This is a genomic window from Brevundimonas subvibrioides (genome assembly GCF_027271155.1).
Taxonomy (GTDB): domain Bacteria; phylum Pseudomonadota; class Alphaproteobacteria; order Caulobacterales; family Caulobacteraceae; genus Brevundimonas; species Brevundimonas subvibrioides_D.
Genome location: NZ_CP114542.1, coordinates 1,867,715 through 1,885,433, shown reverse-complemented (window position 1 = coordinate 1,885,433; position 17,719 = coordinate 1,867,715). Strand labels below are relative to the sequence as shown.

The 17,719-nt window shown below is 67.4% G+C and carries 19 protein-coding genes; 9 read left to right on the top strand and 10 right to left on the bottom strand.

Features of this window, described 5'->3' with window-relative positions:
* Positions 1-11: 11 nt before the first annotated feature.
* On the bottom strand, positions 12-710 hold the full coding sequence (locus tag O3139_RS09550; protein ID WP_269513846.1) for a chromosomal replication initiator DnaA: 699 nt from the start codon (positions 708-710) through the stop codon (positions 12-14).
* Positions 711-897: 187 nt separating this feature from the next.
* Here O3139_RS09550 and aspS point away from each other — a divergent pair, with 187 nt between their 5' ends.
* On the top strand, positions 898-2,688 hold the full coding sequence (gene aspS / locus O3139_RS09545; RefSeq protein ID WP_269516461.1) for an aspartate--tRNA ligase: 1,791 nt from the start codon (positions 898-900) through the stop codon (positions 2,686-2,688).
* A 49-nt stretch (positions 2,689-2,737) separates the two neighbouring features.
* Here the strand turns inward: aspS and O3139_RS09540 are convergent, their stop codons facing one another.
* The 3 genes from O3139_RS09540 to O3139_RS09530 all read right to left on the bottom strand — a co-directional run bounded on the left by O3139_RS09540 (position 2,738) and on the right by O3139_RS09530 (position 7,002).
* A complete protein-coding gene (locus tag O3139_RS09540; protein WP_269513845.1) occupies positions 2,738-3,610 on the bottom strand; it encodes a pentapeptide repeat-containing protein in 873 nt (290 codons plus the stop codon).
* A gap of 74 nt (positions 3,611-3,684) precedes the next feature.
* Positions 3,685-4,167 carry a pentapeptide repeat-containing protein gene (locus O3139_RS09535; RefSeq protein ID WP_269513844.1) on the bottom strand — a complete coding sequence of 161 codons (483 nt, stop codon included), beginning with the start codon at positions 4,165-4,167 and terminating at the stop codon, positions 3,685-3,687.
* Positions 4,168-4,236: 69 nt separating this feature from the next.
* Positions 4,237-7,002 carry a TSCPD domain-containing protein gene (locus O3139_RS09530; RefSeq protein ID WP_269513843.1) on the bottom strand — a complete coding sequence of 922 codons (2,766 nt, stop codon included), beginning with the start codon at positions 7,000-7,002 and terminating at the stop codon, positions 4,237-4,239.
* A 205-nt stretch (positions 7,003-7,207) separates the two neighbouring features.
* Here O3139_RS09530 and O3139_RS09525 point away from each other — a divergent pair, with 205 nt between their 5' ends.
* Together O3139_RS09525 and O3139_RS09520 are read left to right on the top strand one after the other, a co-directional pair.
* Positions 7,208-7,600 carry an NADH:ubiquinone oxidoreductase subunit NDUFA12 gene (locus O3139_RS09525; RefSeq protein ID WP_269513841.1) on the top strand — a complete coding sequence of 131 codons (393 nt, stop codon included), beginning with the start codon at positions 7,208-7,210 and terminating at the stop codon, positions 7,598-7,600.
* Positions 7,597-8,271, top strand: a complete 675-nt coding sequence (locus tag O3139_RS09520) for a DUF2155 domain-containing protein (protein WP_269513840.1) — start codon at positions 7,597-7,599, stop codon at positions 8,269-8,271. The genes O3139_RS09525 and O3139_RS09520 overlap by 4 nt, the downstream gene beginning before the upstream one ends.
* Here O3139_RS09520 and aat read toward each other — a convergent pair.
* The 4 genes from aat to O3139_RS09500 form a co-directional block, all read right to left on the bottom strand.
* Positions 8,238-8,903 (bottom strand): leucyl/phenylalanyl-tRNA--protein transferase, encoded by a 666-nt coding sequence (aat, locus tag O3139_RS09515; protein WP_269516460.1) that lies wholly within the window; start codon positions 8,901-8,903, stop codon positions 8,238-8,240. The two genes, O3139_RS09520 and aat, sit on opposite strands and share 34 nt — an antisense overlap.
* 67 nt (positions 8,904-8,970) lie before the next feature.
* Complete coding sequence (gene accC, locus O3139_RS09510; RefSeq protein ID WP_269513839.1) at positions 8,971-10,317, bottom strand: acetyl-CoA carboxylase biotin carboxylase subunit; 1,347 nt, start codon at positions 10,315-10,317, stop codon at positions 8,971-8,973.
* Between the two features lie 3 nt (positions 10,318-10,320).
* Positions 10,321-10,830: an acetyl-CoA carboxylase biotin carboxyl carrier protein gene (gene accB / locus O3139_RS09505; RefSeq protein WP_269513837.1), complete on the bottom strand. Its 510-nt coding sequence runs from the start codon at positions 10,828-10,830 to the stop codon at positions 10,321-10,323.
* A 5-nt stretch (positions 10,831-10,835) separates the two neighbouring features.
* Positions 10,836-11,315: a type II 3-dehydroquinate dehydratase gene (locus tag O3139_RS09500; RefSeq protein WP_269513835.1), complete on the bottom strand. Its 480-nt coding sequence runs from the start codon at positions 11,313-11,315 to the stop codon at positions 10,836-10,838.
* A gap of 267 nt (positions 11,316-11,582) precedes the next feature.
* On the opposite strand from O3139_RS09500, the gene O3139_RS09495 reads away from it, so the two are divergent.
* The 6 genes from O3139_RS09495 (at position 11,583) to O3139_RS09470 (ending at position 15,246) form a co-directional block, all read left to right on the top strand.
* On the top strand, positions 11,583-12,119 hold the full coding sequence (locus O3139_RS09495) for a hypothetical protein (RefSeq protein WP_269513834.1): 537 nt from the start codon (positions 11,583-11,585) through the stop codon (positions 12,117-12,119).
* 146 nt (positions 12,120-12,265) lie between these two features.
* On the top strand, positions 12,266-12,463 hold the full coding sequence (thiS, locus tag O3139_RS09490) for a sulfur carrier protein ThiS (RefSeq protein ID WP_209320783.1): 198 nt from the start codon (positions 12,266-12,268) through the stop codon (positions 12,461-12,463).
* Positions 12,464-12,531: 68 nt separating this feature from the next.
* The gene (locus O3139_RS09485; protein ID WP_269513833.1) at positions 12,532-12,753 is read left to right on the top strand and encodes a hypothetical protein; all 222 of its coding nucleotides are present in this window, start codon (positions 12,532-12,534) and stop codon (positions 12,751-12,753) included.
* 12 nt (positions 12,754-12,765) lie between these two features.
* Complete coding sequence (locus O3139_RS09480) at positions 12,766-13,815, top strand: SPFH domain-containing protein (protein ID WP_269513832.1); 1,050 nt, start codon at positions 12,766-12,768, stop codon at positions 13,813-13,815.
* A gap of 47 nt (positions 13,816-13,862) precedes the next feature.
* Positions 13,863-14,672, top strand: coding sequence for a thiazole synthase (locus O3139_RS09475; RefSeq protein WP_269513831.1), 810 nt, complete (start codon positions 13,863-13,865; stop codon positions 14,670-14,672).
* A gap of 67 nt (positions 14,673-14,739) precedes the next feature.
* Positions 14,740-15,246 (top strand): DUF3224 domain-containing protein, encoded by a 507-nt coding sequence (locus O3139_RS09470; RefSeq protein WP_269513830.1) that lies wholly within the window; start codon positions 14,740-14,742, stop codon positions 15,244-15,246.
* Positions 15,247-15,467: 221 nt separating this feature from the next.
* Here the strand turns inward: O3139_RS09470 and O3139_RS09465 are convergent, their stop codons facing one another.
* Together O3139_RS09465 and O3139_RS09460 are read right to left on the bottom strand one after the other, a co-directional pair.
* Positions 15,468-16,265: a thioredoxin domain-containing protein gene (locus tag O3139_RS09465; RefSeq protein WP_269513828.1), complete on the bottom strand. Its 798-nt coding sequence runs from the start codon at positions 16,263-16,265 to the stop codon at positions 15,468-15,470.
* Between the two features lie 21 nt (positions 16,266-16,286).
* Positions 16,287-17,717, bottom strand: coding sequence for a M48 family metalloprotease (locus O3139_RS09460; RefSeq protein ID WP_269513826.1), 1,431 nt, complete (start codon positions 17,715-17,717; stop codon positions 16,287-16,289).
* Between the last annotated feature and the right edge of the window lie 2 nt (positions 17,718-17,719).

Below are 17,719 nucleotides of genomic sequence, written 5' to 3'. Positions count from 1 at the left end.
GGGCGGGTTTGTTACGGCTGCAACCCTTCGTCGCCGCCGTCGAACAGTTCGGCGCTGGCGTCGAGGACCTGGCGGGCCAGGGCGCGTGTCACGGGACGATGTTCGTGGTCCAGCCGGGCGACAATGGCGGCCGCCGCGTCCGCCGACCGGTCGATGCGCAGCACCAGATAGTCGATCACGCCATCCGCCGGAGTGATGCTGCGCTCGGCGAATCGGGCGGCCAGGATGGCGGACATGACCGCATCGTCCGGGGCCTCCATGGCCACGACCCGCACGGCGTCGAGGCGGGAGCGCAGGTCCGGCACCTTGACCGTCCAGTGGCGCGGGGAAGGGCGCGAGACCATCAGCAGGGCCCCGCCGTCGTGCTGGGCCAGGTTGATCAGGTGGAACAGGGTCTCGTCATCGGCGTCCTGGGCGATGTCGAGCAGGACGGGGCGGCCCTCAAGCTCCAGCGGATCGGTCAGGGCGGCTTCCGAACCGTTCAGGGGGATGGCACCGACCCGTTCGGCCCACAACGCCGCCAGATGGCTCTTGCCGCAACCGGCAGGGCCGCAGAGCGCCATCACCCGGCCGGCCGCATCGGGCCAGGCAGAGAGGGCGTCCATGGCAGCGGCGTTTGACGCCGAGCGCACGAAGACCGCCGCCGCGCCGACCACGTCGGTGATCAGGGGCAGTCTGAGCTGATCGCGGAGGGGTCGATGCGCCGACATGGCGCAAGCATAGCAGATCGGGACGACTGTCCGGATACGGCATCGGTTCATGTGGTGGACAGACGGCCAGGGCTGTGGATGTCGGGACCCGACCCGGCCCGACCTTGACTTTCGGGGGCGTTGATGCGCCCTACGCCGCTTCCATTTCCCGCCGTGCCGCCTGTCTTTCCGGGGGCCGTTTCAGACGATTTTGCATATGCACGCCTATCGCTCCCACACCTGCGGTGCCCTCCGGTCGACGGACGCCGGATCGAATGTGCGGCTGTCGGGCTGGGTGCACAGGAAGCGCGACCATGGTGGTCTGCTGTTCATCGACCTGCGCGACCACTACGGCCTGACGCAGCTGGTCTTCCACCCCGAGACGCCGGGCTTCGAAGCGGTCGAGCGCCTCCGCGCCGAGAGCGTGATCCGGGTGGACGGCGAAGTGGTGGTGCGCGACGCCTCCGTGGTGAACGCCAATCTTCCGACCGGCGAAGTCGAGCTGCGCGTTACCGGCGTCGAGGTCCTGTCCGAGGCCGCCGAACTGCCGCTGCCGGTGTTCGGAGAGCCTGAATACCCCGAGGAGCTGCGGCTTAAGCATCGCTATCTCGATCTGCGCCGCGAGACCCTGCACAGAAACATCGTGCTGCGGTCGAAGGTCATCTCCTCGATCCGTCGCCGCATGGTCGATCAGGGCTTCCTCGAATACCAGACCCCGATCCTGACGGCCTCGTCACCCGAAGGCGCCCGCGACTTCCTGGTGCCGTCGCGCCTTCATCCCGGCAAATTCTATGCGCTGCCCCAGGCCCCGCAGCAGTTCAAGCAGTTGCTGATGGTCTCGGGCTTCGACCGCTATTTCCAGATCGCACCCTGTTTCCGCGACGAGGACCTGCGGGCGGACCGGTCGCTGGAGTTCTATCAGCTCGACGTCGAGATGAGCTTCGTCACGCAAGAGGATGTTTTCGCGGCGATCGAGCCCGTCATGCACGGCGTGTTCGAGGAGTTCGCCGACGGCAAGTCGGTGACGCCCTATCCCTTCCCGCGCATCCCCTACCGCGACTCCATCGCCTGGTACGGCACCGACAAGCCGGATACCCGCAACCCCATCAGGATGGCCGAGGTGTCCGACCACTTCCGCGACGGCGGGTTCGGCCTGTTCGCGAAGATTCTGGGCGCGGACGCCAAGAACGCGGTCTGGGCGATCCCGGCGCCCGGCGGCGGTTCGCGCGCCTTCTGCGACCGGATGAACAGCTGGGCCCAGGGCGAGGGCCAGCCCGGCCTGGGCTACATCTTCTGGTCCGACGACAACGACGCCTGGGGCGGACCGATCGCCAAAAATCTGGGGGCCGAGGCGACCGACGCCCTGATGTCCGGGCTCGGCATGGGCAAGGGCGATGCGGCCTTCTTCGTCGCCGGCGACCCCAAGGTCTTCTACAAATTCGCCGGTTCGGCCAGGACCCGCCTGGGCACCGAGCTGAAGCTGATCGACGAGGGCCGGTTCGAATTCTGCTGGATCGTCGACTTCCCCATGTTCGAATGGTCGGACGAGGAGAAGAAGGTCGATTTCAGCCACAACCCCTTCTCCATGCCGCAGGGCGAGCTTGAAGCGCTGAACACCCGGGATCCGCTGGATATCCTTGCCTATCAGTACGACATCGTCTGCAACGGCTACGAGCTTTGCTCGGGCGCGATCCGGAACCACAAGGCCGAGATCATGCTGAAAGCCTTTGAAATCGCGGGCTATGATGCCTCGGTGGTCGAGGATCAGTTCGGCGGCATGCTGAACGCCTTCCGCTATGGCGCGCCGCCGCACGGGGGTCTGGCCCCCGGCATCGACCGGATCGTCATGCTGTTGGCCAACCAGGTCGCGATCCGCGAGGTCATCGCCTTCCCTCTGAACCAGCAGGGCGAGGATCTTCTGATGAACGCCCCGACCGAAGCCGGCGAGCGTCAGTTGAAAGACGTCCACATCCGGACGGCGATGCCGCTCAAGATCTGACAGGCGGGCGGCGAGCCCGGGAGGGGCCGCGGTCCGCGACGACGCCGTTTCAGCGCGGCGAGGGCGGTGCCGGGGGTGCCGGGGCGCGGGGCGGGGCCGGGGCACGCACGGTCATCCGGCCGGAGCAGCTCCGGACCGTCAGCCGGGCCGGCAACCGGGTCGAGCCATCGCCGCACGCCTCGGACACCTGGGCCTGCGTCAGGCCGCGCGCACCGGACAGGTCTGCCCCCCGGATGTCGGTCCGGCTCAGGGAGGCGTCCGTGAAGGATGCGCCCCGGAACGTCGCATTGGCCAATCGCGCGCCATCCAGCTCGGCCCCGTTGAAGTTGGCCGAGGCGAAGTCTCCGCCCGCCATATTGGCCGCGTTCAGCTCTGCGCCGGCGAACGACGCCCCGCGCGCGGACAGATTGGCGAGTGTGGCGCCGAACAGCTCGGCTCCCGACAGATTGGCCCGCGTCAGGGCGGCGCCGCTCATGTTGGCCCCCATCAGCTCGGCTCCCGATAGATCGGCGTTCGTCAGATTGGCACGGTTGAAGTTGGCCCCCTGGGCCTCCGATCCTGTCAGGACGGCGTCGGTAAAGTTGGACGTCGAGAAGTTCGAACCCTGGATCTGGGCACCGCGCAGATCGGCGCGGCTGAAATCGCTGGCGGAGAAGTTCGAACCGACCAGCTCGGCACCGCGCAGATTGGCACCGACCAGGGTGGCCGAGATAAAGGTGGCACCGGTAAAGGTCGCGCCGGACAGATTGCGCCCCGACAGCTCACAGCGATTGCACGACCCGCCCAGCGAGACCATGCGCGCGACTTCGCGGTCCTGGGAGGTGAACTGGGACCCGGCGGCCACGGGCGATGCGACGCCACAGAGTCCGGCCGAAAGGGCCAGGGCGGCGAGGGCGACGTTCACGCGAGGAGAATGGGGCATGGACTGTTTCACGCCGCCTAGATGCCCCGTTGCGTGCTCAAACCCTACTTAAATCGCGGTAAGGATGGAGGCTTTCAGCAGTCGGGAATGCGAAGCGAGCCGGGCAGGGTGGTCGATCCGTCGCCGCAGGCCCCGTTCAGCTGGCCCTGCGTCAGGCCGGTCGCCCGGCTCAGTCGGGCACCGGAGAAGTTCGCCCCGGTCAGGGTCGCGCCATTGAAGCTGGCACCCTCCAGATAGGCTCCGACGAAGCTGGCATTGGTCAGGTTCGCGCCATTGAAGCTGGAGCTGGAGAACACGCCGCCATAGGCCTCCACATCGCGCAGGTCGGCATTGGAGAAGCGGGTGCGGTTCATGACCGACAGGCTGAGGTCCGCCTGGCGCAGCCGCGACCCCGACAGGTTCAGGCCTCGCGCCTGGAGCCCGCTGAAATCGCCCTGGAACAGGTTGCAGCCGGCACAGCTGGATCCTCCGCGCACGCGCGCGATCTGTCCGGCATTCTGGGCGATCGTCGGGGTGGCGATGGCCACGAGCGTGACGGCGAGGGCGAGGCGTTTCATGGCGGCGGACTCCGGATACGGCCGAGACCCTGACCGAACATCCTTAAAATCTGCTGAGGCCGGGCGGCCCTACCCCTGCATCGACGGAGCGATGCCGCAGGTGTCGCAGACCCATGTCCCGCCGCGTTGCTGAAGGGTGTAGTCGCCGCAGGCGGGGCAGGTTTCGGCCTCGCGCATGTCATAGGGGTTGGTCTCGGGCCCTTCCTTGCGGCCGAACGGCAGGACGACGAGGTTGTCCGGCGTCGTTCCCCGGGCGAACCCCTTGGAAATGAAGCGGGCGGCGGGAACCAGTTCGTCGGCCTTGCCCGACCCCAGCCCGTCGGCATTGAGGGGCTCGGCGTCGGCATTCGCCAGCTCGGTCCGGTTCAGATAGCTGACGCCCAGTTCGCGGAAGATGTAGTCAAGGATGGAGGTGGCCGATCCGATCCGGTCATTGCCCGTGACGCGTCCCGCCGGATCGAAGCGCGTGAACACGAAGGCGTCCACGAACTCGTCCAGCGGCACGCCGTATTGCAGGCCGATCGAGATCGCGATCGCGAAATTGTTCATCAGGCTCCGGAAGGCGGCCCCTTCCTTGTGCATGTCGATGAAGATCTCGCCGAGCTCGCCGTCCTCGTATTCGCCGGTGTGGATATAGACCTTGTGGCCTCCCACGGCGGCCTTCTGGATATAGCCCTTGCGGCGGTCGGGCAGTTTGCGACGCGTCCGGACCCGTTCGACGACCCGTTCGACCACACGCTCGGTGACGGGCGGCGGCGGGGGGGCGGGGTCCGGCATGCGCCGGAGCGGTTCCGGTTCCGGCAGGACAAGCAGGGGTTCGCCCGATGCCTGACGACGGGACAGGCGCACGGCCCGATGGCCCTCGGATGCCGCCTGGCTCAGGGTGGCCATGGCGGCACCGATTCCGGCCCGGCTGGGCAGTTCGATCGCGGTCAGGTCGACGACGTCGCTGAAGGCTTCTGCCAGACGGGTCAGGTCGGCGACGGTCGGACCCGTGTCCGCCAGAAGCGCCCTCAGTCGAGGCGGTGCCTCGGGCCAGCCCGCGAGGTCCCGGTGTCCGAACACATAGGCGCTCGCGACGGAAATCTCTTCGGGCGTCGCCAGAAGGCTCAGCAGGAGCCCTTGTTCGAAGGTGTCTTCGTCGATCCCCAGGACATCGCGGACGAAGCCGGGTTCCAGTACCGACGCGCTGAAGGCGTCTTCCAGTCTCTCGACATGGGCCAGGGCCGATTCCACGGCTTTCAGCTCGGCATCGGTGAAGCCGCGTGCGGTCAGGTCCGCGTGGCCGAGGATCGGAGCGTCCACAAGGGTGCGGCGGCCGAGAACCCAGCGTTCGGCCGATTCCACATTGCCGCCCTGAGCCTCGATGGCCTGGGCAAGGGCCGGATGCAGCCTGCGGACAAGATCGCCATCGGCGGTCTGGAACTGGTCCACCGCGCCGAGCGTCGAAACGCCGAGACGCAGGTCGCGCTCGGCGTCGGCGGCCACGGTCGCTATCAGGCTGTGCCGCCGGCCGGAGTCCTGGGCGGCGGCGAGGGCCTGGGCTGTCCGCAAGGCGGCGGCCCGGCCAAGCTCGGTTTCGAGCCCTGCCAGCCGGGCCTCGCGCGCCTGCAGGGCGGCGATGACCTCGTCGGCCGCCGTCGTCCAGGCCGGGGCGGGCTTGAGGGTCTCGACCAGCTCGCTGGACGCCAGGGAGACCGATGCGGCCAGCAGGCCGGCCGCCGACTGGAAGGCACTCTCCGGGCTGGATCGCTCCGGTTGGCCGACCAGCCATTCCAGCCCGCCGACCAGGGTCATGACGATCGGGCGCACCGCATGGCGGCGTCTGGCCAGTCGGCCGTCGGCGGCGAATCCGCAGGCGACCTCGATCTCGAGCGCCGTGGTCCAGAGCCGGGCCAGGGCATCGAGCGCCGGGACCAGATCCGGCAGGGTGGCGGCAATGGCGGGCAGGGACAGGGCGCAACCCGGGGCGATCGACAGGTCGCCCAGGGCCTCGGCATCGTGCAGGGAGAAAGCCACCACGAGGTCGTCGGCCAGGGCCGCGTCTGCCGCTGCCCGCAGGGGCGCATCCACGAGGGCGTCCGGCTGGCCGACGGAGACGATGCGCATCGGGGCCTTCGGCTCGGGCTCCGGTGCGGAGAACAGCCGTCCGGCGATGGCATCCAGAATGGCCGTATCGTCGGCCCCCGCGCGCCGGGCCGCCAGGGCAGCGCGGGCCAGGGCCGGATTCGCGGCCGGGTCGCCGCAGACAGAGGCTGGCCCATCGCAGCGGCGGACGGCATGGGTGACGGCCTTCAGCGTCCGGGTGACACCCGACAGGGCGTGGGCCGTGACACGCGCGGTCCGCAGGCGGGCCGTATCGCCCTCGAAACGGTTGCGCACGATGGGGTCATCGAGGTCGTAGACGCTCGAATTGCGGGTCGGGGCACCGGAGTCCTCGGAGGCATGCGGCGTTCTCGCGCCTTCCATGAGGACCGACGACGGAGCGGCCAGGCCCAGCAGGACGCTCGCGACCAGTTCGGAGGCAAAGATGTCCGCATCCGAGGTCGATGCAAAGATCCCGGTGGCCCGACCCCAGGCGGCGAGGCGGTTGGCCCAGCGATCAAGGGCACCGTCGAGGATCGCCGTGCCGCCGCTCGCCGGCCGGCCTGGCGCGGTTTCGAGCCTGGGCCAGTCGTCGGGCGAGCGATCGTGCCAGTCCAGCCAGGCCTCGACCCGGGCGTCGCTCCAGCCGGCCGGGGCCGTGACCCGCACGACCCGGCCGACGCGCTCGATCTCGCGCGCTTCGCAGGCGACGGTCGCGGTCAGGTCGGACAGGAGGGGGTTAAAGCGCATTCGCGGGCCCGGACAGGATCGTTGCGACAGCCTAGGGCGCGCCGTGGCCTGTCTGCAATAGATGTGGGGGTTTCGGGGAAGGTTACCCCCAAGATGTTGGCAATAAGGATTTCGGGTCAGTGCTGGACGCGGGCCGGACCGGTTTCTATGATCGCAGTCGTGGATCGGGCCTCCCGCCGATCCGAATCTGGACTGGATAGGCCTCGTGCTCGGCAGAATCTTCGGTTGGACGTCCGGCGCGACGATCGGCACCTTCTTCACCATCGCCAGGCGTGGCGAGCTGATCGGCACCGACGAGAACGGCAACCGCTATTACCAGTCGCGCGACCACATCAGCTATGACGGCCGCAAGCGGCGCTGGGTCGTCTATAACGGCTATGCCGAGGCATCCAAGGTGACGCCGGACTGGCACGGCTGGCTGCACTACACCTTCGACGAGCCGCCGACCGAGGCTCCGCTGCCGCGCCGCCGGTGGGAGAAGGATCACCTGCCCAATATGACCGGCACGCCGCTGGCCTGGCATCCGCAAGGGTCGCTGGCCGCCGAGGGCGTGCGCCCCGCCGCGACGGGCGATTACGAAGCCTGGAAGCCCGAATGACCGCCCTGCACCGGGTTCTGGCGGTCACGGCCGCCGTCGTTCTGGCGACATCCGGTGTCGTCGTGGCCGGTGGCCGCCAGGACGGCCCGCCGCAGGATGCCCGACCGGCCGCAGACCCTGTCGGCGATGCCCTGCGCAGTGATCCGGGTCAGGAAGCGGCTCCGGCCGGCGATCCGGCCCCCGCCGTGCCCATCGCCATTACCCCGCCGATCCCTGCCGTCGAGACGACCGAGCTGGCCGCCGATGAGATCTCTGACGAGGAAGACGCCGCCACCGACGAAGCGGACAAGGGCGAGGGCGAAAGCGAGGAGGACAAGGCCAGGCGTCTCGCCGCCGATACGCCCACGCCGCGCCAGCGCCGTCGCGTCGCCATCGTCGAGGCCATCGACAAGATCACGGCCGAGAGCATGCGGTTCGAGGTCGAGGTCGGCGGGCCGCCGGTGCGGTTCAACAACAATCTGATCTTTACCGCCCGCGCCTGCGAGGTCTCGGCCGACAATGAGGTGGTGAAGGACGCCATCGCCTATCTGGACATCACCCTTCAGCCGCGCGCCTCGCCGGGGACGGCACCGCGACAGATCTTCCGCGGCTGGATGTTCTCGTCCACACCGGCGATCAGCGGTCTGCAACACCCGATCTATGACGCCTGGATCGTGGGCTGCAAGGCATAGGTCACGGCGTCCGACCCCGACAGCGGGATCGACAGGGCCATCGTCTCGGGACCGCATTCAAGGGCCATGGCCAGCCGTTTCAGATAGTCGGCCTGGGGCATCTCGATCAGGCCGAACTGATCCAGGTGGGGCGTCCTGAACTGGGCGTCCAGCAAGCGCCAGCCGCCCCGGCGCAGCCGCGCGACCAGATGCACCAGGGCGACTTTCGAGGCGTCCGTGGCGCGGCTGAACATGCTCTCGCCAAAGAAGGCCCCCCCCAGGGTCACGCCATAGAGACCCCCGACCAGGACCTCGTCGCGCCAGCACTCGATGCTGTGGGCCCGTCCCCGGGCGTTCAGCTCGACGTACAGTCTGCGAATGGGGGCGTTGATCCAGGTGTCCTCGCGTCCCGGTGATGGCGATGCGCAGGCGTCCAGGACAGCGGCGAAGGCGGTGTCGACCCGGACGACGAACGGTTCGGCGCGAACGGTCCTGCGCAGCCGGGTCGGGATGTGAAAGGCGTCCAGAGGGATGACGCCGCGTTGCTCGGGTTCGACCAGAAACACCCGCGGGTCGTCCCGACCCTCGCCCATGGGGAACACGCCCCGGGCGTAGCACGCCAGCAGGGCCTCGGCGGTGAACAGACCCGGCAGGGGAAAGGCAGAGGCCGCAGGGTCGGTCACGGTCGCTATCCTTCCCCACGGGGACAGGATGGGGGGATCACGCCTTTTGCCGCCTGGCCCAGTTTTCCAGCCAGTGGATGTCGTAGTCGCCCGACAGGATGTCGGGCTCGGCGAGCAGTTTCTGGAACAGCGGGATGGTCGTGTCGACGCCGCCGATGACCATCTCGTTCAGGCTGCGCTTCAGACGGGCGATGCATTCGGCGCGGTCGCGGCCGTGGACGATCAGCTTGCCGATCAGGCTGTCGTAATAGGGCGGGATCGAATAGCCGGCGTAGATCGCGCTATCCAGCCGCACGCCCAGACCGCCGGGCGCGTGGAAGTCGGTGACGGTGCCCGGCGAGGGGGCGAAGGTCTCGGCGTTCTCGGCGTTGATCCGGACCTCGATGGCGTGGCCCTCGAAGTGGATGTCCTCCTGGGTGAAGCTCAGCGGCAGACCGGCGGCGATGCGGATCTGTTCGCGCACCAGATCGACGCCGGTGACGGCCTCGGTGACCGGGTGTTCGACCTGCAGGCGGGTGTTCATCTCGATGAAGAAGAACTCCCCGTCCTCCCACAGGAACTCGATGGTGCCGACGCCCAGATAGCCGATCTTGCCGATGGCCTTGTTGACCGTCTCGCCGATGGCGATCCGTTCCGCGGCCGACAGGGCGGGCGAGGGGGCCTCTTCCAGCACCTTCTGGTGGCGGCGCTGCAGCGAACAGTCGCGCTCGCCCAGATGGACGACGTTGCCGTGGCTGTCGGCGACGACCTGGATCTCGATATGGCGGGGCTTCTGGAGATAGCGCTCCATATAGACCGCGCCGTTGCCGAAGGCGGCCCGGGCCTCGGTCTGGGCGGTCTGGACGGCCTCGACGAGGTCCTCCGGCGTCAGGGCGACCTTCATGCCGCGCCCGCCGCCGCCCGCTGCCGCTTTGACGATCAGGGGAAAGCCGATGGTCTTCGACGCCGCGATGGCGTCCTCGATCGTCTCGACCTCACCGGCTGAGCCGGGGACGCAGGGAATGCCCGCCGCAAGCACCGTCTGCTTGGCCGTGATCTTGTCGCCCATGACGCGGATGTGCTCCGGCGTCGGGCCGATGAAGGTCATGCCATGGGCCTGGACAATCTCCGCGAAGCGGGCGTTCTCGGACAGGAAGCCGTAGCCCGGGTGGATGGCCTGGGCCCCGGTGATCTCGGCCGCCGCGATGATCGAGGGGATGTTCAGATAGGATTTGGCGGCCGGGGCGGGGCCGATGCAGACGCTCTCGTCGGCCAGACGCACCCACATGGCGCCGCGATCGGCTTCGGAGTGCACGGCGACGGTGGAGATGCCCATCTCCTTGCATGCGCGGTGGATACGCAGCGCGATCTCGCCGCGGTTGGCGATCAGGACCTTGGTGAACACGGCCTAGGCCTCGAGCAGGACGAGAGGTTCGCCGAATTCGACCGGCTGGGCGTCGCCGACCAGAATGTCGGCCACGACGCCGTCGCGCGGGGCCTGGATCGGGTTCATCGTCTTCATCGCTTCGATGATCAGCAGGGTCTGGCCCTTCTTCACCTTGTCGCCCGGCTGGACGAAGGCCGGGGCTTCCGGCGAGGCCTGAAGATAGACGGTGCCGACCATAGGCGACTTCACCTGCTCTCCGGCCCGGGCGACGATCGTCGCCGGATCCGACGCCATTGCGGCCGGTGCGGCGACCGGGGCCGGTGCGGCAGCCGGTGCGGCCTGTTGCGGCGCGGCGGCATACTGCATGACCGGCGCGGCCGTGATCTCGCGCGCGACGCGGATGCGAAGCTCGCCCCGCTCGACCTCGATCTCCGTCAGGGAGGTGTCATTCAGGATATCGGCCAGCTGGCGGACCAGGGCGGCGTCGATCTCGGTCGACGGTTCGTTCTTCAGCGGTTTTTCGGTCGCCATAACAGCTATGCCTTGTCTGGGTTCAAACGGCCGGCGGAGATCTTGCGTTCCCCCACCAGCCGGAGAGCGGCCTTGACGGCCAGTTCATAGGATCGGGCTCCGAAGCCCGAGACGACGCCGGTCGCGGCCAGCGAGACGTAGGTCCTGTGCCGGAATTCCTCGCGCGCCGCCGGGTTGGACAGGTGGCACTCTATCACCGGAATGGTCAGGGCCTTCAGCGCATCGAGCAGGGCGATGGATGTATGGCCATAACCGGCCGGGTTCAGGATCAGGGCGTGCGCCTCGGTGCGCGCCTCCTGGACCCAGTCGATCAGCTCGCCCTCGCGATTGGTCTGCCGGAACACGATCGTCGCGCCTTCGGCTGCCGCCTCGCACAGGGCCTGGACGTCGGCCAGGGTCTCGCGTCCATAGATGTGCGGCTCCCGCACACCCAGAAGGTTGAGGTTGGGGCCGTTCAGAACGTAAAGGACGGGGGTTTCGGGCATTCGCTCCGGACAGGTTGGCGACGGCTGGACCGCCTCGGTGGGGCGGCCTTTTAGCGGAACGGCGAGCCGCGTCAAAGCCGGGGACGCGCCGGAACGGATCGGGTTGACGTAACGACATGCGCGAGAGGGTCAAATGATTTCCGGCCCGAGCGCCCGTTAAGTCAACGGAAGCTACGGAACCGGCCGCGCTTGATGCCTGCAACAGGTGGAAAGCGGACCTATCGACGGTGTGTTAGGCTGGCTGATCCGCTGACAGAAGGAGGGACAATGTGGTTCAAGCTAAGCATTTTCGGACTTAGTGCGCTGTCGGTCGTTTCGGCCAGTTCTTCTCGCGCTCAGTCAGTATCAGACGAAGGTTTTCTTCGAGGCAGACAGTTCGCTGAACTGAGTGTGCGCGGTGCCTTTGACGGTCGGACGGAAGATTGGTCATTCTACGTTTACTGGACTTCACTGGGAAGCGACCGTCGAGCGCAGTTTGCTGTGCGCCGCATTGATCCGCAGGCAGGACTATCATGGGCCGACACTAAAACATGCGAGCCTTTGACTGCGACGATTGCGAGTATGGCGGCCTTGGCTCCGCCATCCATTTCAATCCCGGGCATGTATCGCGCCACGCCGCCGCCGCCTCCAGTTTTTGATGGCGTCCAGTATCACTTGAGTTTCAGCTACGCCGCTTGGGGTGACGACGCGGCAGGCGAACTGGCATTCGGCGGAAACTACGACTCCCCCGTTGCAACGTGGCATGAGCGTATGTCTGAGGACTTGTCGAATTGCTGGAAGGCGTCCCTACCAAGCGAAACGTGAACGACTGCAACGGGTCGGAAGCCGTCTTTGTGGGAAGCGCGGACTAATGCCCCTTCGCGCCGAAACGCGGTATGTTTTCCGCGAGAAGTTCGGCTGGAACGTTGAGCGATTTCAATCCAGGCGTTCAGGTCATTGGAGCTGACGAATTGCGCATTCAAGTCAACGGAGATACGCGTGAAGTGACCGCGCGGACGGTTCTGGCCCTCGTCGAGGAGCTGGGGTTCGACGTTCGCAAGGTCGCCGTGGAGCGAAACCTGGCCATCGTGCCCCGCTCGCTCCATGCGGACACGCCCCTGGCCGAGGGCGACCGGATCGAACTGGTCCAGTTCGTGGGCGGCGGCTGAGCGGGTTTTGGTTGAAGGTCTCTGGCGTTCCGGCCATCCTTCCCGCCTGACCTGTCAGGGAGGGTGCTTTGAATCGCGAAGTCAGGACAGCCTTTGGGACCGCACTGGGCCTGATCAGCCTGATCATCGCCTTCATTTTTCTCGTTCGCTACGTCGTTCCCTCCATTCTTGCCGCGCCCTTCGCCGCCAGTCTGATCACCGCCACGGTTGTGGCCATAGCCGGAGTCATTGCCCTGGCCTGGTGCGCCTGGCGGCTTTGGGCTTGGGCCATTCAATCGCTGAAACGCTGAAGAGGACTGTCGATGACCAATGCTGGACTGCCGCGAATGTCGATGCCGCGCGGTGCGGGCTCCATCGGCCGCACGGTCGGGATGATCGTCGCCATCTTCACCTTGCTGGTCATCGCCAGCCTGTCGGTGACTTCCTGCAGCGTGACCGTTGAGAGCGGCTACATGGGCATCAAGACGACCAAGTTCGGGACGAACCCGGGCGTGCAGCGCGACGAGTTGGGGCCGGGCTTCCACTGGGAAGGCATTGGCGAGAAAATTCGCACCTATCAGACGCTGCAGCGCACCTACAGCTACACGCGAGAGCCGAACTCGGACGGGGGCGAGAACGAGGAGATCACCTTTTCGGACGTGCTCGGCCTTCCCATGACGGCCGATGTCGCACTGACGTTCCGCGTTCGCGAGGACAGGGCGGCCGATCTGTATGCGACATGGCGGCAGGAGTTCGACGCCTTCATCGACGGGCCGCTGCGGACCTCGGTGCGGGCCGCGATCGCCCGCGAGACCGAGAAGCTGCCGGTCGCCTGCAACGCACAGCAGATCGGCACGGGGCCGGCTGTCGTTGCGGGAACAGGAGAGGCCGCACCGGTCGCGACGGTCACCCCCGGCACGCCCGATGCTGTCGACTGCCCCGGCCAGCTCATCGGCCCCGGCCGACAGATCGTGCTGCAGCGGGCGATGCAGGCGCTGCAACGGGAATGGACGCCGCAGGGACTCGAGATCATCCGCATGGAATGGGTCGGCTCGATCCGCTATCCAGAGAGCGTCATCCAGGCCATCCAGTCCCGCACGACGGCCGAACAGAACACGCGCGCGGCCCTGGAACGCGTCAATCTGGAACGCGCCAACGCCGAGGCACGCATCGCCCAGGCCCGGGGGCAGGCGGAGGCCAACCGCCTGTTGGCCGAATCCATCCGCTCCAACCCCGAAGTGGTCCGTCTGCGCGAGATCGAACGCACCCTGGGTCTGTGCCCGCTGAACGCCAACACCTGCGTGATCGGCCAGGGAGTCAACCTTGCCCAGCTGATCGAAAGCCGGGACGCGGCGAGCACGACGCCAAGGTAACCGACGCCGTGGTTTCGATCCGACGTGAAAGCGCCTAGATGAGCGGGATGAATGCACCCTTCAGCCCGCCCGCTCCGGCGGATGCCTCATCCGATCGCTGGACCGTCGCCGGTCGCACGTTTTCGTCGCGCCTGATCGTCGGCACCGGCAAATATGCCGACTATGCCCAGAACGCGGCCGCCGCCGAGGCGGCGGGGGCGGACATCGTCACGGTGGCGCTGCGCCGCGTGAACCTCAGCGATCCGTCCCAGCCCATGCTGGTCGACTATCTGAAGCCGGACCGGTTCACCTTCCTGCCCAATACGGCCGGTTGCTTCACGGGCGAGGACGCGGTGCGGACGCTGCGTCTGGCGCGCGAGGCGGGGGGCTGGAACCTGGTCAAGCTGGAGGTGCTGTCGAACTCGGCGCACCTGTATCCCGACATGATCGAGACGCTGCGGGCGCTGGACCTGCTGGTCAGGGACGGGTTCGACGTGATGGTCTATTGCACGGACGACGTGGTGATGGCCCAGCGGCTGGAGGCGGCGGGGGCTGCCGCCATCATGCCGGCGGCCTCGCCGATCGGATCGGGTCTGGGCATCCAGAACCGGGTCAACATCCGGCTGATCGTCGAGCAGGCCGGAGTGCCGGTGCTGGTCGACGCGGGCGTGGGCACTGCCTCGGATGCGACCATCGCCATGGAACTGGGCTGTGATGCGGTCATCGCCAATACGGCCATCGCCGGAGCACGGGACCCGATCGGGATGGCCCGGGCGATGAAGCATGCGGTGATCGCCGGACGCGAGGCCTATCTGGCCGGGCGCATGGCCAAACGGATGTATGCCGACCCGTCGTCACCGCTGGGCGGCCTGATCTGATCGATCCGCGATTGACGGGCGTCGCCAACCGGCCCATTCTGTTCCCGAAATGTTCACGGGGGTCGGGATGCGATTTCTGACGGTTCGAGGCTATGTGGTGCTGATCACCTTGCTGGTTCTGGCGAGCATCGGCGTATTCGGAGCCGGTGTGGCGCGGGCCCAGGACGCGGGCCTGCATCACGCGACCGGCACGTTCGAGGTGACGATGACACCCGGCGACGAGGAGCAGGTCGAGGCGGGCCTCGGTCTGTCGCGTTACGTCCTGTCCAAGACGTTCGAGGGCGGGATCACCGGCACCTCGGACGGCCAGATGCTGGCGGGTGGGCCGCCGGGCGTGGAAACAACCGGCACCTATGTGGCGCTCGAGCGTGTGGTGGGAACCCTGGACGGCAGGACCGGCGCCTTCCTGCTGGCCCATCGCGGCGACGTCAATGCGGACGGCTACACCCTGTCGATTACCGTCGTGCCGGGATCGGGGACAGGGGAGCTGGTCGGGCTGTCGGGCGACTTCGGACTGACCATCACCGACGGCGTCCACCACTACGATCTGGCCTATCGGTTGCCGGAGACCTGAGGCCCGGGCGCACCCGGCCCGGCGCGATCACGATCAACGTCGGATCGGTCACAGGAGCCGGGTGGCGACGCGGTGCCATGAGAGAGCGGATCGGTTCATGGACCGAAAGCATGGTGCAGGCAGGTGATTTTGTGCCCCTCTTTGAGGCAAGGTGCGGGTGCTGGAGGGCCGCGCCACCATGATCGAGGGCAATGCACCTGAAGCTGGCCCGGGAAGCTGGCCTAGGCCGCGGCCTTGGCGGCCTCGATGGCGGCCAGGACCTCGGCCGGGGCGATGCTGGAGGTGGTCTTTCCGTTGATCAGGAAGGTCGGGGTGCCCACCAGCCCCAGCGTCGCGCCGGTGGTGTGAATGTCGGCCAGGTGCCGGTTCATCTCGGGCGACCGGATGGCGGTCGCGGCAGCCGCCATGGAGACGCCGTTCTCGGCCAGCACACGGTCCACCGCCGCGCGCGTCAGGCCGTTCTCGGCCATCAGGGCCTGATAGACCTGCAGATATTTGCCCTGCTGGTGGGCGGCCAGGGCCGCGCGGGCGGCATAGTTGGAGGTGGTGTCGTTACCCCGATCCAGAATGGGCCAGTCCTTGAACACGAACCGCACGTCGGGATGCGCCTCCATCAGTCGGACATAGTCCCGGGCCACCGCCTTGCAGCCGGGGCAGCGGAAGTCGAAGAATTCGATCACGGTGACCCTGGCGTCAGCCGGGCCGAAGGATGGATCGCGCGCATCGGCCATCATCAGGGCCGGATTGGCCGCGACGGCGGCATTGATCTTCTGGACCGTATTGTTCGCCTCGGCCTGTTCGCGGGCCTGAACGACCTCGTCCAGCACGGCGGGATTGGCCATCAGATAGGCCCGAACCCTGGCGCCGAAATCGCCGCCTGTCGCATAGGGGGCCAGCGAAAAACCCAGCGCCACTACGGCCACGGCCAGGGCGGCCGCACCGCCACGCCCCGAACCGAACCAGGCGAGTGGATCGGACCTGGTCACGGGCGCGGGATCGGTCGGCGTCGGGTCAGTCATTGAAGAGCTCGGTCGGAAGGGTCATGCGCCCGCAGGCGGTATGACGGTCGGGCGGTCCCGGCGGCGTTCCTGCCGCCGGTCGAGGTCGTTGATGTCGTCCATGGTCGCGCCGGACGCCAGAACAATGTCCATGGCGCGTCGCCATTCGTTCGATCCTGCCGGCAGCATGTCGCGAGCCCGCAGGGCAAACTGCGTCGCCTCCTGCTCGATGCCTGCCGCGAAATAGTATTCCGCAGAGGCCAGGCGCGCCTCGCCCTCCTTGCCCTGGCTGGCATAGGCCTGTGACAGCAGCCGCCATGCGAGGGTGTTGTCGTCCTCACGCGCCACCGCCCGTTTCAACTGATCGACGGCGGCATCCAGATTGGCCGGGTCGTTGGTCTCGATCAGCGCGTGCGCCAGGTTGATGCGAAGCAGGGGCGCGTCCGGCTTCAGCCGCACGGATTCCGTATGGGCGGAGATCGCCTCGCCCGGCCGGCCTTCCTCGAACAGAATCTGACCCTTCAGTTCCCACAGATAGGGGTCTTGCGGCTGTTCGGCGATCAGGGCGTCGGTGGCGTCCAGCGCCTTCTGCGTCTGGCCGTCGCGATACCAGGCGATGGCGCGGGCGTACCGTGCGGGGAAGGACGTGTCGCTGGAACCATAGGCCCTGAGCGTTGTGTTCGGCGGGTCCATGAAGGCGTGGATCTTGGCCAGGATCAGGGCGTGCTCGGCCATCCGCTCCGGGCTGTCGACCTGGCCATAGTGAGCGGCCGCCTCAACGGGGCGACGCAGGGCTTCGATCCGCTGGCCCGACAGGGGGTGGCTGCGGAAATAGGGATAGCGGCGGGCGTCTGAGAAGACTTCCTGACTGCGGAAATTCTCGAAGAACTCGACGAGCCCGCGCCCGGACTCGCCGGCCGCTTCCAGGCCGCGTTGCGCGGTGATATCGGCCTCGCCTTCCTGACCTTGCAGGTAACGCAGGGCATTGACCGTGCCGAAGAACTGACCCGAGCCCAGCAGGGCCGCACCGGCACCCGGCTGTCCGGCGGCGATGGCCAGAGCGCCCAGAGCCATCGTCATCAGAAACGGCTGGGTCGCCGCGCTCTGGGCGCCTTCGCGCAGGACGTGGCGGTTCTTCACATGCCCGGCTTCGTGCGCCAGGACGCCCAGCAATTGGTTGGGATTCTCGGTGCGCAGGATCAGACCGGTGTTGACCCCGATCACCCGGTTGCCCGTGGCGAAGGCGTTCAGTTCCGGGTCGTTCACCAGCAGAACCTGGATCTCGGACGGCTCCAGCCCCATCGCGACGAAGACCGGGTCGGTCCATTCGCGAATGATGCCTTCGACCTCGGTATCCCGGATCGTGGACTGGGCCGAAGCAGGACCGGCCATCGCCGCCAGCAGGGACGCGGTGGCGGCGGCGCAGACCATGCGCGCGACGAGGCGGGACACTGACTGGTTCGACCGGATCATGG

Excerpts from the sequence above, each read along its gene's own strand:
- O3139_RS09550 (WP_269513846.1), bottom strand. The coding sequence starts at position 710 with ATGTCGGCGCATCGACCCCTCCGCGATCAGCTCAGACTGCCCCTGATC.
- O3139_RS09540 (WP_269513845.1), bottom strand. The coding sequence starts at position 3,610 with ATGCCCCATTCTCCTCGCGTGAACGTCGCCCTCGCCGCCCTGGCCCTT.
- O3139_RS09535 (WP_269513844.1), bottom strand. The coding sequence starts at position 4,167 with ATGAAACGCCTCGCCCTCGCCGTCACGCTCGTGGCCATCGCCACCCCG.
- O3139_RS09530 (WP_269513843.1), bottom strand. The coding sequence starts at position 7,002 with ATGCGCTTTAACCCCCTCCTGTCCGACCTGACCGCGACCGTCGCCTGC.
- O3139_RS09520 (WP_269513840.1), top strand. The coding sequence starts at position 7,597 with ATGACCGCCCTGCACCGGGTTCTGGCGGTCACGGCCGCCGTCGTTCTG.
- accB (WP_269513837.1), bottom strand. The coding sequence starts at position 10,830 with ATGGCGACCGAAAAACCGCTGAAGAACGAACCGTCGACCGAGATCGAC.
- O3139_RS09500 (WP_269513835.1), bottom strand. The coding sequence starts at position 11,315 with ATGCCCGAAACCCCCGTCCTTTACGTTCTGAACGGCCCCAACCTCAAC.
- O3139_RS09495 (WP_269513834.1), top strand. The coding sequence starts at position 11,583 with ATGTGGTTCAAGCTAAGCATTTTCGGACTTAGTGCGCTGTCGGTCGTT.
- O3139_RS09480 (WP_269513832.1), top strand. The coding sequence starts at position 12,766 with ATGACCAATGCTGGACTGCCGCGAATGTCGATGCCGCGCGGTGCGGGC.
- O3139_RS09475 (WP_269513831.1), top strand. The coding sequence starts at position 13,863 with ATGAATGCACCCTTCAGCCCGCCCGCTCCGGCGGATGCCTCATCCGAT.
- O3139_RS09470 (WP_269513830.1), top strand. The coding sequence starts at position 14,740 with ATGCGATTTCTGACGGTTCGAGGCTATGTGGTGCTGATCACCTTGCTG.
- O3139_RS09465 (WP_269513828.1), bottom strand. The coding sequence starts at position 16,265 with ATGACTGACCCGACGCCGACCGATCCCGCGCCCGTGACCAGGTCCGAT.
- O3139_RS09460 (WP_269513826.1), bottom strand. The coding sequence starts at position 17,717 with ATGATCCGGTCGAACCAGTCAGTGTCCCGCCTCGTCGCGCGCATGGTC.